Annotated in this window: 13 protein-coding genes; 7 read left to right on the top strand and 6 right to left on the bottom strand. The window is 39.7% G+C overall.

Annotated features, from left to right (window positions below; genetic code table 11):
• Positions 1-15: 15 nt before the first annotated feature.
• From U735_RS0105925 to U735_RS0105940, 4 genes are read right to left on the bottom strand one after another with little or no spacing between them, the layout of a single operon-like run.
• On the bottom strand, positions 16-741 hold the full coding sequence (locus tag U735_RS0105925; protein WP_031442949.1) for a head GIN domain-containing protein: 726 nt from the start codon (positions 739-741) through the stop codon (positions 16-18).
• 16 nt (positions 742-757) lie between these two features.
• The gene (locus U735_RS0105930) at positions 758-1,849 is read right to left on the bottom strand and encodes a DUF4097 family beta strand repeat-containing protein (protein WP_031442950.1); all 1,092 of its coding nucleotides are present in this window, start codon (positions 1,847-1,849) and stop codon (positions 758-760) included.
• Positions 1,830-2,390, bottom strand: a complete 561-nt coding sequence (locus tag U735_RS0105935) for a hypothetical protein (RefSeq protein WP_031442951.1) — start codon at positions 2,388-2,390, stop codon at positions 1,830-1,832. The genes U735_RS0105930 and U735_RS0105935 overlap by 20 nt, the downstream gene beginning before the upstream one ends.
• Entirely contained in the window at positions 2,380-2,943 is a 564-nt protein-coding gene (locus U735_RS0105940) for an RNA polymerase sigma factor (protein ID WP_031442952.1), read from the bottom strand. The genes U735_RS0105935 and U735_RS0105940 overlap by 11 nt, the downstream gene beginning before the upstream one ends.
• Before the next feature lie 218 nt (positions 2,944-3,161).
• Here U735_RS0105940 and lon point away from each other — a divergent pair, with 218 nt between their 5' ends.
• Positions 3,162-5,612, top strand: coding sequence for an endopeptidase La (lon, locus tag U735_RS0105950; protein ID WP_031442953.1), 2,451 nt, complete (start codon positions 3,162-3,164; stop codon positions 5,610-5,612).
• Positions 5,613-5,825: 213 nt separating this feature from the next.
• Positions 5,826-6,518: a (d)CMP kinase gene (gene cmk / locus U735_RS0105955; protein ID WP_031442954.1), complete on the top strand. Its 693-nt coding sequence runs from the start codon at positions 5,826-5,828 to the stop codon at positions 6,516-6,518.
• Positions 6,519-6,627: 109 nt separating this feature from the next.
• Here cmk and U735_RS0105960 read toward each other — a convergent pair whose 3' ends face one another.
• Positions 6,628-7,005, bottom strand: a complete 378-nt coding sequence (locus U735_RS0105960; protein WP_031442955.1) for a LysM peptidoglycan-binding domain-containing protein — start codon at positions 7,003-7,005, stop codon at positions 6,628-6,630.
• A 263-nt stretch (positions 7,006-7,268) separates the two neighbouring features.
• Here U735_RS0105960 and rpsA point away from each other — a divergent pair, with 263 nt between their 5' ends.
• Positions 7,269-9,110 carry a 30S ribosomal protein S1 gene (gene rpsA / locus U735_RS0105970; protein ID WP_031442956.1) on the top strand — a complete coding sequence of 614 codons (1,842 nt, stop codon included), beginning with the start codon at positions 7,269-7,271 and terminating at the stop codon, positions 9,108-9,110.
• A gap of 605 nt (positions 9,111-9,715) precedes the next feature.
• Here rpsA and U735_RS0105975 read toward each other — a convergent pair.
• A complete protein-coding gene (locus U735_RS0105975; protein WP_031442957.1) occupies positions 9,716-10,072 on the bottom strand; it encodes a hypothetical protein in 357 nt (118 codons plus the stop codon).
• A 588-nt stretch (positions 10,073-10,660) separates the two neighbouring features.
• Here U735_RS0105975 and pyrR point away from each other — a divergent pair.
• The 4 genes from pyrR (at position 10,661) to U735_RS0105995 (ending at position 13,520) form a co-directional block, all read left to right on the top strand.
• Complete coding sequence (pyrR, locus tag U735_RS0105980; protein ID WP_031442958.1) at positions 10,661-11,200, top strand: bifunctional pyr operon transcriptional regulator/uracil phosphoribosyltransferase PyrR; 540 nt, start codon at positions 10,661-10,663, stop codon at positions 11,198-11,200.
• A gap of 2 nt (positions 11,201-11,202) precedes the next feature.
• Positions 11,203-12,129: an aspartate carbamoyltransferase catalytic subunit gene (locus U735_RS0105985; protein WP_031442959.1), complete on the top strand. Its 927-nt coding sequence runs from the start codon at positions 11,203-11,205 to the stop codon at positions 12,127-12,129.
• A gap of 7 nt (positions 12,130-12,136) precedes the next feature.
• Positions 12,137-12,469 (top strand): hypothetical protein, encoded by a 333-nt coding sequence (locus U735_RS0105990; RefSeq protein WP_031442960.1) that lies wholly within the window; start codon positions 12,137-12,139, stop codon positions 12,467-12,469.
• Between the two features lie 145 nt (positions 12,470-12,614).
• Positions 12,615-13,520 carry a ribonuclease Z gene (locus U735_RS0105995; protein WP_031442961.1) on the top strand — a complete coding sequence of 302 codons (906 nt, stop codon included), beginning with the start codon at positions 12,615-12,617 and terminating at the stop codon, positions 13,518-13,520.
• Positions 13,521-13,631: the final 111 nt, after the last annotated feature.

A 13,631-nucleotide genomic window follows, 5' to 3' on the forward strand; every position in this document is an offset into this window, starting at 1 on the left:
TGAGTGAAATATCCCTTAATGTTGGCTGATATCCCCGGACCCCGAAACTTTAGTGTCAATTTTTTCAGGATTGCCCCTGTAATCTATGTCCCCCGAACCCGACACTTTTGCGATTATTTCTTTATTGGCCGTAACCTTAATATTTGCAGAACCTGAAACTGTGGCATCCACATTGTCGGCAATTAGGTCATAGGCATTAATATCTCCGGATCCGGAGATGGATACGGTAAAATCCGTTGCTTTTCCACTTAGGGCCATATCCCCGGAACCGGACATGCCTGCTTTTAGGGAATTTACATCAAGAGCGATTCTAATGTCACCGGAACCGGACATAGCGGTTTCAAAATAATTGGCCTTTAAGGTCTTATTGCCAACAATCTCCCCCGAGCCGGATAAGCTTAAGGCCGTAATACTTTCTACCGGAATGGTTATGGATACCCCTTTTTTCCAAGAGGACGGCTTAAGGTTAAATCCGTTTTTTACTTTTATCGTTAATTTATTGCCATTAACCTCCGTTACAATATGGTCCAATATATTTTGTTCCCCCACTAATGTGAGCGTGCCTTCATTACCTTCTACCAATTCAATATCAAAGAAACCTGAAATTGCGATTTCATCGTAGTCCTTTGTTGTTCTCACTAGGGTAACCTGATTGCCGTTACCACTTATTTTATCGGTTCTTTGGGCGCTAATGCTGCCAATGATCAATAGACTGATTAAGGTGGTTGTTAAAAGTTTCATCTTTTTGTGTTTAAGGTTATTTTTTATTAAATGAAATCCCGCCGTATTCACTGGTAATAGTCATTAGATTACCACTATTTTGACTTCCGTAATAGCCTTTCAAATATTTTTGATTGGATTTTTCATTGCTTATGTTTATCTCAAATTCATCCTTTCCGCTTACTCCGGCATATTTTGTATCAATTTCAAAATCGAAATTATAAGCAGGGGAGTAACCTATTTTTATACCGGTGTAATCCGTGTTTATCCGAAGGTTTTTGGCATCGGCTGCCATCTCGTCAATTCTCACCGATCCGTAGCTGGATTTTATATCCACGTTGCCGTGTATTGTTCCCAAGCTTACATTTATATAATCTCCATTGCCCTGAACATTTCTAGCCTCGCCGATTTCCAATTTACCATAATCGCAGACATAGGAAAGGTCTTTCATTGTGTGGACCGTGGCATTGGTGTAGTCGGCAACGATATCCAGATTCCCTGCCTTTTCAATGGTAAAGCCGGAATAATCGGCATTGATTTTACCGCTGTTGATATAGCCTATGGTGGATTTGGAAGTATAATCGAAGGATAATTGGTTGCTTCTGCCGTGCAGTTCCCCAATTTCCAATCGGCCATAGTCGCAATTAATTTTGGCATGGCCGTCTATTCTGTCCAAAATAATACTGCCATAGTCGTTACTGAGATTAACACTGTTCTTAATGGGGATTTTTACCGTATAGTTTACCTGCATATTTACATTGTTGTTATTGCCCCAACTCCATCCCCAACTATTTTTATCCTTGTTAAAGATGGTAGTGGCAGAAACCATGTTACTGTTGCCCTCAAAATCCACGGTAATTTCATCCAGCTTACGCTGTACCTTATCTTCGTTGTCTCCTGTGGTCTTAATATGGACTTCTATAGTTACCCTATCCTGGTTCCAAGAGGTGATATTTAAATTCCCATAGCTATTATCTATTTTCAATAAGGCTTCCAAATTTACCTTGTACTCTTTTTTAATGGTTTTTTCCTTGGTATACTTGCCTCGGGGCATATCATTGTTGGAAAAGGAGCTAATGGGTACAAGCCATAACAGGGCAAGTATATATCTAAGCGGTAATATTTTCATTTTCGTAGTTTTTAAAATTTTTAATTTCTTCAATTTGTTCCAACACTTCATTCAATAGATCTATTCTGGTCTGAAAATTGGTAATCATGGCGCTTAAAATTAATTTGCTATTGCCGCCATCCAGGAGATCCTGTTCCATCTTTTTGTAATCGCTATCCAAGTTCCTAAGTTGGATCATGGTATCGGCAATCAATTTTTGAGTCTCGGGAGTACTTTCCTTTTGCATTTTTTTTACCTGATCCTCTATAACACTGGCAAAATAGTATTCGGTGTTGGTGATTTCCGGGGAAATTTTGGAAACCTGCTGTTGCACACTTGGGGATGTGTTAAGTAAATTGAATCCTATGGTACATAATAATAGCACGGCAGCGGCTATGGATAATGGTTTCCATCCGAAACGTTTCTTTTTGGTTTTTGCAACCGCAGTGGACGAGGCTTCCAATTTTGCCAGGAACCTTTGTCTGTGTCCATCTGTCGGTTCTGAGGTGTCAAAGGAGCCTTTTAATTCCCCAAACAGTTTGTCTATATCATCAACTTCCATGGTATTCGGTATTTAATTTTTGTCTAAGGCTTTCTTTGGCCCGTGAAATCATTGTTCTGCAATTGGCATAGCTCAAATTCATTATTTCACTTATTTCTTCGTAATCATAGCCTTCAATTAAATGTAAGGTCAAAGAAATTCTGTAATTGTCTTTTAACAGTTTCATGGTTTCAATCACTTTTTGAGCCTTTAGTTCAATCATTCCATTATCTGGGACATATCCATCATTGTCTTCGACCTTGTACATTACATTTCCAAGATCAACTTCCTGGCGTTTCATCCTTTTTTTATATTGATGAATACTATTGTTGACTACAATTCGTTTTAGCCAGGCCCCAAAGGAAACTTCTCCCTTAAATTGGTCCAGTTTGGTCAGTGCGCTTAATAGCGATTCCTGCATTACATCTTCCGCAATGGCGCTGTCTTTTACGATCCTATAGGAAACATTGTACATTCCCTTATAATAGCGATTGTAAATTTCTAATTGCGCGTGCCGGTTGCCGTTTAAGCACAATGGTATCAAATCATCAATATGTCTCTTTTCTAGGCTCAAAAAGGTATTGGTTTGCTTAATAGATGAGGTAATTTATGGAATGTTACAGTTTATTTATAAAAAGATTTTCTTTGTTGGCATAAGAATTGCCCAAATAGAAATAAAGAGAAATGCTAAAATCCTCAACCTACTGATTATTATAGGGAAAGAAGGTATACAAAGGATTAAATATAAATTATTTTTCTGTCTTTTAATGACAGAATGACCGAAATTAGAATATGGCTAAAACAAAAAACATACAATTTGACACAATGTCATTGCACGGGATAGACGAGGATGCGGAGTTAATACCCTTGATGACACCTGAAGATGAGGAGGAAATCAACAATGAAAAGTTACCCGAAACCTTGCCCATATTGCCTTTGCGCAATACTGTGTTGTTTCCAGGGGTAGTTATTCCGATTACAGCAGGAAGGGATAAATCCATTAAATTGATAAAGGATGCCAATAACGGATCAAAGGTTATTGGTGTGGTAGCCCAAAAGGATGAGGAAACAGAAAATCCAGGTGTAAAGGATATCAACACTTTGGGAACTGTAGCAAGAATCTTGAGGGTGCTGCAAATGCCCGATGGAAACACTACTGTGATCATACAGGGAAAAAAACGATTTGAAGTGGCCGAAGTGCTTACCGAAAAGCCGTACATCACTGCTACGGTGAGGGAGACAACAGAGGTTAGACCGACACGTGATGACAAGGAATTTAGGGCAATCATAGACACTATAAAAGAACTGTCATTGCAGATTATTAGGGACAATCCCAATATTCCCAGTGAGGCTTCTTTTGCCATTAAGAATATACAGAGCGATTCATTTTTGATAAATTTTGTCTCCTCCAATCTTAACTTGAGTGTAAAGGACAAGCAGGATTTATTGGAAATTGGCAGTTTGCAGGATCGTGCACTGGCCACTCTAAAATATATGAACATTGAACTTCAGAAGCTGGAACTTAAAAATGATATTCAGTCCAAAGTGAGAAGTGATATGGATCAGCAACAACGGGAGTATTATCTGCATCAGCAAATGAAAACCATCCAAGAGGAATTGGGTGGACTTTCTTATGAGGAGGAAGTTGATGAGATGCGCAAGAAGGCCAAAAAGAAGAAGTGGAACAAAGCTGTTGCCGAACATTTTGAAAAGGAATTGGCAAAAATGCAACGGATGAACCCACAGGTGGCGGAGTATTCCATTCAACGCAATTATTTGGATCTGTTTTTGGATCTTCCCTGGAACGAATTTTCCAAGGATAAGTTCGATTTAAAAAGGGCCCAGAAAATATTGGATAGGGATCATTATGGTCTGGAAGATGTAAAAAGAAGGATTATTGAATATTTGGCGGTGCTAAAATTGAGGAATGATATGAAATCGCCTATCCTATGCCTATTTGGACCTCCGGGAGTTGGTAAAACCTCCTTGGGCAAATCTGTAGCCGAGGCTTTGGGAAGGGAATATGTGCGAATTTCACTTGGTGGCCTTAGGGACGAGGCCGAGATTCGTGGGCACCGTAAAACCTATATAGGGGCCATGCCCGGCAGAATTATTCAAAGTTTAAAAAAGGCCGGTAAATCGAACCCTGTTTTTATTTTGGACGAAATAGATAAACTGTCCAATAGCCATCAAGGTGATCCTTCCTCGGCTATGTTGGAGGTTTTGGATCCGGAACAGAACAATGAGTTTCATGATAACTTTTTGGAAATGGGCTACGATCTGTCCAAAGTAATGTTCATTGCCACGGCCAATAGCCTATCGGAAATACAGCCGGCCCTTAGGGATAGAATGGAAATTATACACGTAACCGGCTATACCATAGAGGAAAAGGTGGAAATTGCAAAGAGGCATTTATTGCCAAAGCAGTTAAAGGAGCATGGTTTAAGTGTAAATCATTTGAAAATTGGCAAGCCTCAATTGGAAAAGATTGTTGAGGGCTATACCAGGGAGTCCGGGGTTAGGTCTTTGGAAAAACAAATAGCCAAAATGGTGAGGCATGCTGCAAAATCTATTGCAATGGAGGAGGAATACAACCAAAAGGTTTCCTTTGAAGATGTTGAGAAGGTTTTGGGACCTGCGCGAATGGAAAGGGATAAATACGAGAATAATGATGTTGCCGGAGTTGTTACAGGCTTGGCCTGGACCAGTGTTGGCGGGGATATTTTGTTTATTGAGTCCATTTTGTCCAAGGGAAAAGGGAATCTCACCATTACCGGTAACTTGGGTACGGTTATGAAAGAGTCTGCAACGATAGCCATGGAGTATATTAAATCCAATTCGGATAGGTATGGTATAGATCCGGAAGTATTCGATAAATACAATGTGCATATTCACGTTCCGGAAGGGGCTACTCCAAAAGATGGTCCCAGTGCGGGGATTACCATGTTGACCTCCTTGGTGTCCTTGTTTACCCAGAAAAAGATAAAGAAGAGCCTGGCTATGACGGGAGAAATTACCCTTAGGGGCAAAGTACTTCCAGTAGGAGGGATAAAGGAGAAGATTTTGGCCGCAAAGCGGGCGAAGATTAAGGAGATCATCCTTTGTGAGGATAACAGGAAGGATATTTTGGAGATCAAGGAGGATTATTTAAAGGGCCTTACTTTTCATTATGTGAACGACATGCAGGAGGTGATAGATATTGCTGTTACCGATGAGTCTGTTAAAAATCCAAAGCAGCTTTAAAGAGGTTGTTAAAAAGGAATAAATAGAAAGCACCTGCCGGGAGATTGGTAGGTGCTTTTGTTTTTAAAAGCTGGTATGTTCAGGTTATTAGGGTTTCAGGTGGCTCGGAATGTTGTCTGGGAGCCCAAATTTGGAAGCTTTCGCTTGTCAAAATGTTAAAATTTACGCTTGTTTATACGGGGCAATTGAGCAATTCTTACTATTTTTAGACCCATGGGAAAGATTACTATTGCTATTGATGGATATTCATCTACGGGAAAAAGTACTATAGCCAAACAGTTGGCGAAGGCATTGGATTATGTTTACGTAGATACTGGGGCAATGTACAGGGCGGTAACACTTTTTGCTATGCGTGAAGGTTTTGTTGGGGGTGAAAAAGACGATCTGGAAGGGTTGGTCAATGCCCTTCCCAAAGTGGATCTTAAATTTGTCTACAATAAATCCCTTGGGTTTTCAGAAATGTATTTGAATGGTGAAAATGTGGAGAAGGAAATTAGGACTCTGCCAGTTTCCCAACAGGTGAGTAAGATCGCCACCATAGAGAAAGTTAGGTTGAAATTGGTGGGGATGCAACAGGAAATGGGCAAAAAGAAAGGAGTTGTAATGGACGGTAGGGATATAGGTACAGTAGTCTTTCCCAATGCCGAATTTAAAATATTTATGACGGCTTCTCCAGAAACTAGGGCGTTTAGAAGATATAAGGAACTTTTGGACAAGGGGGAGAAGGTCTCGTATAAAGAAGTTTTGAAGAATGTCCAAACTAGGGATTATATTGATTCCCATCGAGAATTTTCACCCTTGAGAAAAGCGGATGATGCCATAGAATTTGATAATAGTGATATGGGTTTAAAGGAGCAATTGGAACGCATATATAATTTTGCTCTCCGTAAAATTGAAGGGAAATAGAAAAACCTTTTTTATTAATCCTCCAAAAATCAATTCGGGCGGAGTAGGGAAGTTAGTGGCCGTACTGGTACCAACTCCGGACTCCGCCCGAATTTAATTTGTAATTCCCCTAGTTGGGGATAACCAAAACTTGGTCTGGATGGATAACATCCGGATTTTTTAGGATATTGGTGTTTGCCTCAAAGATTTTCTTGTATTTCATAGGATCGCCATAGTATTTTTTGGCAATCTTACTTAGGGATTCTCCGCTTTTTACGGTATGTCTGTGATAAACACTTTCATCGGCAACAGTAATATTGGCCTTGATATCCGAAGGATTTTCTCCACCCAATTCTTTTATTTTATCCCACAAAAGATTTTTCTCGTATTGCGTGGCGGCCTGCCCTTTTATTTTTAGAATACCTGCTTCCTCTTTTACATCGCCATCCTTTATTTTTAATTGCTCGCCAAGGTTTAGGACAGCTTGATATTTTGCTTTCACACTCATAATCGTATTTTTTTAACGGTTAATATTTATGTCTTCAAGATAGGGATTCTTGGCCTAGTTTTCATGGATTTTTAGAAAATAGTCAAGTAATTGGCACTCATCTCATTTTTAGGTTTGTAAAACCATTTTTTAGTTGTATTTTTGCACTCCTTTTTTAGCAAAGCATCGAGAGGAAAAAGGGACGAAAAGAAAATCAATATAACTTCTTCCGTGGTAATTGTTAGCTCTTGTAACCCCATGGAATACAAATTAATAATCAGCAAATGGCTGAAGAAAAAACAACAGTTGAGGTAGAAGAAACTACTGAAGCTACACAAGAAACAAAAGTAGAAGCCCAAGCGCAGGATCCAAAGGAGTTTTTGGAAAATTTCGATTGGGACAAGTACGAGCAAGGAATAGAGCGAGTTGATGATTCCAAATTAAAGGAATTTGAAAGCTTGGTCGCTGAAAACTTTGTAGATACTGCAGACGAAGAAGTAGTACAGGGGACAGTAGTGTACCTTACAGAACGTGAGGCGATTATTGATATTAATGCCAAGTCTGAAGGTGTTATTTCACTGAACGAATTCCGATACAATCCTGACCTTAAGGTTGGAGATAAGGTAGAGGTGTTGATCGATATCCGTGAGGATAAAAGTGGACAGTTGGTACTTTCACACAGAAAGGCAAGAACTATCATGGCTTGGGATCGTGTAAATGCTGCCCATGACAAGGAAGAGATTGTTAGTGGTTTTGTAAAATGCAGAACCAAAGGTGGTATGATTGTCGATGTTTTTGGAATTGAGGCATTCTTGCCAGGTTCACAAATTGATGTTAAGCCAATCCGTGATTACGACCAGTATGTAAACAAAACTATGGAATTCAAAGTGGTTAAGATAAACCATGAATTCAAAAACGTAGTAGTTTCCCATAAGGCGTTGATCGAGGCTGATATCGAAGAACAGAAAAAAGAGATCATCGGTCAATTGGAAAAAGGACAGGTTCTTGAAGGTGTTGTTAAAAACATTACTTCTTACGGTGTCTTTATTGACCTTGGTGGTGTTGATGGATTGGTACATATTACTGATCTTTCTTGGAGCAGAATCAACCATCCAAATGAAGTGGTGGAATTGGATCAGAAATTAAATGTTGTTATCCTTGACTTTGATGAGAACAAATCTAGAATCCAGTTAGGTCTTAAGCAATTGGAGAAACATCCTTGGGATGCTCTTAGCGAAGACATTAAAATTGGAGACAAGGTTAAAGGTAAAGTAGTGGTTATTGCCGACTACGGTGCATTTATCGAAGTTGCAGAGGGTGTTGAAGGATTGATCCACGTTTCTGAAATGTCTTGGTCTACACATTTACGTTCCGCTCAGGATTTCGTAAAAGTTGGTGACGAGGTAGAAGCTGTTGTATTGACCTTGGATAGGGAAGACCGTAAAATGTCTCTTGGAATTAAGCAATTAACTCCAGATCCATGGACTGATATCACTAGCAAATATCCTGTTGGATCTAAGCATAAAGGTATTGTTCGTAATTTCACCAATTTCGGTGTGTTTGTTGAATTGGAAGAAGGAATAGACGGGTTGATCTACATCTCCGATCTTTCTTGGACCAAGAAAATTAAGCATCCATCCGAGTTTGTAACCGTAGGTGATACTTTGGAAGTTGAGGTATTGGAATTGGATGTTGAAGGTCGTAAGTTAAGTTTAGGACACAAGCAGACTACTGAAAATCCTTGGGATAAGTACGAAACTGAATTTGCATTGGATACAGTTCACAAAGGAACTATCGCTGAAATAGTGGATAAAGGAGCGACTATAGAATTTAACGAGGATATCGTAGCCTTCGTACCATCACGTCATTTGGAAAAAGAAGATGGCAAGAAATTGGTAAAAGGTGAAGAGGCCGAGTTCAAGATCATTGAATTCAATAAAGAATTCAAAAGAGTTGTAGCTAGCCACACCGCTATCTTTAGAGAAGAGGAACAACGCAATGTAAAAGCTGCCGTTAAAAAAGCTGCAGCCTCGGCTGATGAAGCTAAACCTACTATAGGTGATGCCAACGAAGCATTGCAAGCGTTGAAAGATAAAATGGAAGCTAACGACAAGAAAAAGAAGTAAGCTTTTAGATTATTAATATAAAGGAGCCCTGGCATTTGTCAGGGCTTTTTTATTGGGTCGAATTGGAAATTCGACCTTAACAATGCGGCGATTTATTAATGTAAGAATGTGTTAATGTATCAATTTAGCGATGTATTAATTTGGAAATGAAGCAATGTAATAATGTAGCAATTTGGCAATGTGCTAATTTGTAAATATATCAATGTAACAATACTCAATGTGCGCCCATACACACCCCTAGCCCCTCTCAAGAGGGGAATATGCTTTGAGCCTAGAGCCAGGAACTTTGAACCGGACCCCCTGCCAACTGCCACTGCCTGCTTCTGTAAAAGGTCTCGACTGCGCCCGCCTTACGTCCGGGCAGGCCTGTATACCGATAGGCAGGCCTGCCTAGCCGTCAGGCAGGCTCGACCGGTCAATGCTATATAGGCATGGACAATGGACAAACCTTGAACCTTGAACCTGTAACTTTGAACCGGACCCCCTGCCAACTGCCACTGCCTACTGAAGACTCTTCAATTTCAATACTTAATAATATGTGCACTATACCAAGCTAAACCTTGAAATAGACAGCCAAGTGAAAATAGGCTAATTGAATGATTTGATTATTGGTCGGCCAACCGTATCTCGGTAATCTCGAAAAGATCGGCGCATTTATCCTCAGTGTCAAACGATTCATATAAGTAGCCGCTAAACACCACCCTAACACCGTCTACCTCGAATTCCTCCAATAGGTTACATGGATAAAACTGCCCTAAGGGACCACTTTGATTTTCTGAATCGGGGTCAAGGAGGAAAGAACCATCACCGCATTGTTGACCAAGCATGGTACCTGTAGCCTCTTTTATTATGTGTGTTATTCTTCTATTTCTACTTTCTTCCTGATAACATCCAGGTATAGGTCCATCATCATTGGAACAGGAAACTGTCAGAAAAAACAAAATCAGTATAATTGCTTTCACTGTAATTGAATTTGTTTGAATGTAAGAAATTATTTGGACTTATTAAATTGATACTCAGAGGCTGGAATGATAACAACAGTGGGTTTTGTCAATGAAGCAATGTAATAATGTAGCAATTTGGCAATGTGCTAATTTGTAAATATATCAATGTAACAATACTCAATGCGCGCCCATACACACCCCTGGCCCCTCTCAAGAGGGGAATATGCTTTGAACCTTGAGCCTGGAACTTTGAACCGGACCCCCTGCCAACTGCTACTGCCTGCTTTTGTAAAAGGTCTTGACTGCGCCCGCCTTACGTCCGGGCAGGCCTGTATACCGATAGGCAGGCCTGCCTAGCCGTCAGGTAGGCTCGACCGGTCAATGCTATATAGGCATGGACAAACCTTGAACCTTGAACTTTGAACTTTGAACTTTGAACTTTGAACCAGACCCCCTGCCAACTGCCACTTCCTACTGCCGACTCTTCAATCTCAATCCCCAATACTATGCACTGAATACTAAGTCAAACTTTAAACCCCGATACAATCCATAATATTAAATAGAAATCCCTACTTTTGTAGTTCAAAAGCATTGGCCAAATCATCTATGAGTCAAAAAGTATTACTTTCTTCCAAAGAAATAAATATTATCCTGCATCGCCTGGCTTGCCAATTATTAGAAAACCATCTCGATTTTAAAAATACGGTTCTTATAGGGATACAACCTAGGGGAATATTTTTGGCTTCCCGCCTTGCCAAGATTCTTAAAGAGGATTATGGGGTAAAGAAGATAGATTTAGGATTCTTGGACATAACATTCTATCGTGATGATTTTAGGAGAGGCGATAAGACCTTGGAAGCCAACAAGACCAAAATAGATTTTCTGGTAGAGGATAAGAAAGTAGTTTTTGTGGATGATGTACTTTATACCGGTAGAAGTATAAGGGCAGCTTTAACGGCTATACAGTCTTTTGGAAGACCGTTGGAAATAGAATTGTTAACATTGATCGATAGGCGTTTTAGTAGGCATTTGCCTATTCAGCCCAATTATAGGGGGCGGCAGGTAGATGCCATAAACGGAGAAAAAGTTAAGGTAATGTGGGAGGAAAATGATGGGGAGGATGTAATATATTTAGTAAAGACATAAGCATGGGCGAATTAAGTGTAAAACACTTGTTGGGAATCAAGTATCTGAAGGAATCGGATATTCAGCTCATTTTTGAAACAGCAGATCACTTTAAGGAAGTGATCAACCGATCTATCAAAAAAGTTCCTTCCCTACGCGATATCACCATAGCCAATATATTTTTTGAAAACAGTACCCGTACTAGGCTTTCGTTTGAATTGGCGGAAAAGCGGTTGTCCGCAGATGTTGTTAATTTTTCTGCAGCACAATCTTCCGTGAAAAAAGGGGAAACCTTGATAGATACGGTAAATAATATCCTTTCCATGAAGGTAGATATGGTGGTAATGCGCCATCCCAACCCAGGAGCTGGAATATTTCTTTCCAAACATGTTAAGGCTTCTATAGTCAATGCAGGGGATGGTGCACATGAGCATCCTACCCAAGCCTTGTTGGATTCCTATTCCATAAGGGAAAAATTAGGGGATGTGGCAGGTAAAAATGTAGTCATTGTTGGGGATATACTTCATTCAAGGGTGGCACTGTCCAATATCTTTGCCTTGCAGCTACAAGGAGCCAATGTAAAGGTTTGTGGGCCCAAAACCTTATTACCCAAACATATAGAATCTTTGGGTGTTACTGTGGAAACCAATTTGCGAAAAGCCCTTAACTGGTGCGATGTTGCCAATATGCTGCGTATTCAGAATGAACGGTTGGATATTAGTTATTTCCCTACAACAAGGGAGTACACCCAGCAGTTTGGTGTTAATAAAGCCTTGTTGAATAGTTTGGACAAGGAAATTGTAATTATGCACCCGGGTCCCATTAACCGTGGAGTGGAAATAACCAGTGATGTAGCGGATTCCAAACAATCCATTATATTGAATCAGGTAGAAAATGGGGTAGCCATACGTATGGCAGTGATTTATTTATTGGCGTCAAAAATTAAATAACAAGCCTATGATTTTGGATAAAGAAGGAAATGTAACTACGGTTCTTCAGGAGAATATCTCATTGAGTAAGTTTCTATCCAACCTTAAGGACATGTATCCTAAGATTAAGAACGATCATATTATTGTGAATCTTTTTTCATTTTCAAAACTGACTTCCAACGACGTTTTGGAATTTTTGGAGCTCTCCGATACGCATCGAAAAACCAAAAAATCCTTCGTTTTGGTAACCGGAAAAGTATCCTATGATGAGGTTCCGGATAGTATCTGTGTGGTGCCCACCATTCAAGAGGCCAAGGATATTATAGAAATGGAGGAGATTGAAAGGGACTTGGAACTTTAAGAATATATAATTTATAAGTGATAGTGGAAGAAAGATGTTAATTGAAGTGACAACCACATTTATTGGGTTGTTATTGTCCATTAGGGGTCTTTTAAATATAATAAGGGAATAATCTTCCATTTTCCACTTTCAATATTTCATTTTTATGAAACTAACCGTATTGGGTTGTTATGCAGCAACACCAAGATCTTTAAACAATCCTACATCACAAGTATTAGAGATTAAGAATCAATTGTTTTTGATAGACTGTGGAGAAGGGACACAGGTGCAATTGCGCAAAAGCAAGATAAAGTTTTCCCGAATCAATCATATTTTGATATCGCATTTGCACGGGGACCATTTTTTTGGATTGCCGGGGTTAATATCTACTTTTAGGTTGTTGGGCAGGACCAGTGAATTGCATGTGTATGGCCCAAAAGGGATTAAGGAGGCTATTACCTTATTTCTCAAACTGGGGGATTCATGGACCAATTACCCACTTGTTTTTCACGAATTGACTTCAACAGAGCCTGAAAGGATTTATGAAGATGATAAGGTGTCCATTACCACAATTCCATTGGAACACAGGGTATATACCAATGGTTTTCTTATTAGGGAGCAGTTGGGAGAACGAAAATTGAATGTAAAAGCTGTTGCGAATTATAAAATAGACAAATGCTATTTTCAGAATATCAAGAACGGCAAGGACGTTGTTTTGGAGAATAATACTGTTATTCCCAATGCACTATTGACTTTTGATCCTCCCGCTCCCAAAAGTTATGCCTTTTGTAGTGATACCGCCTTTTCAACAAAAATTATTCCTTGGATCCGGAATGTGGATGTGTTATATCATGAGGCCACATTCTTGGAGACGGAAAAAAGACTGGCCCCAAAAACAAAACATGCCACCGCCAAAGAGGCAGCTACCATTGCCAGGGAAGCCAATGTAGGGATGTTGATCTTGGGGCATTTTTCCACTAGATATCAATCTTTGGACCTTTTTAAGGAAGAGGCCAAAACCATATTTCCGAATGTGGAACTAGCAGACGATGGCAAGGAGTTCGATCTTTAGTCCGAAGAAATGGCAATAATTTTGATGGGAATTTAAGGTTTTTATGCTAAAGCTATTTGCCTAGTAGGGCGGACCAAGTAACTTTTAAATCTACCAGGTCCCTTAACCGAT

The sequence above is a fragment of the Arenibacter algicola genome (assembly GCF_000733925.1).
Lineage (GTDB): Bacteria > Bacteroidota > Bacteroidia > Flavobacteriales > Flavobacteriaceae > Arenibacter > Arenibacter algicola.

Bases quoted from the DNA above. Each gene is read 5' to 3' on its own strand.
- cmk (WP_031442954.1), top strand. From the start codon at position 5,826: ATGGGAAAGATTACTATTGCTATTGATGGATATTCATCTACGGGAAAA.
- U735_RS0105995 (WP_031442961.1), top strand. From the start codon at position 12,615: ATGAAACTAACCGTATTGGGTTGTTATGCAGCAACACCAAGATCTTTA.
- U735_RS0105935 (WP_031442951.1), bottom strand. From the start codon at position 2,390: ATGGAAGTTGATGATATAGACAAACTGTTTGGGGAATTAAAAGGCTCC.
- U735_RS0105930 (WP_031442950.1), bottom strand. From the start codon at position 1,849: ATGAAAATATTACCGCTTAGATATATACTTGCCCTGTTATGGCTTGTA.
- U735_RS0105985 (WP_031442959.1), top strand. From the start codon at position 11,203: ATGGGCGAATTAAGTGTAAAACACTTGTTGGGAATCAAGTATCTGAAG.
- U735_RS0105960 (WP_031442955.1), bottom strand. From the start codon at position 7,005: ATGAGTGTGAAAGCAAAATATCAAGCTGTCCTAAACCTTGGCGAGCAA.
- U735_RS0105925 (WP_031442949.1), bottom strand. From the start codon at position 741: ATGAAACTTTTAACAACCACCTTAATCAGTCTATTGATCATTGGCAGC.
- pyrR (WP_031442958.1), top strand. From the start codon at position 10,661: ATGAGTCAAAAAGTATTACTTTCTTCCAAAGAAATAAATATTATCCTG.
- rpsA (WP_031442956.1), top strand. From the start codon at position 7,269: ATGGCTGAAGAAAAAACAACAGTTGAGGTAGAAGAAACTACTGAAGCT.
- U735_RS0105990 (WP_031442960.1), top strand. From the start codon at position 12,137: ATGATTTTGGATAAAGAAGGAAATGTAACTACGGTTCTTCAGGAGAAT.
- lon (WP_031442953.1), top strand. From the start codon at position 3,162: ATGGCTAAAACAAAAAACATACAATTTGACACAATGTCATTGCACGGG.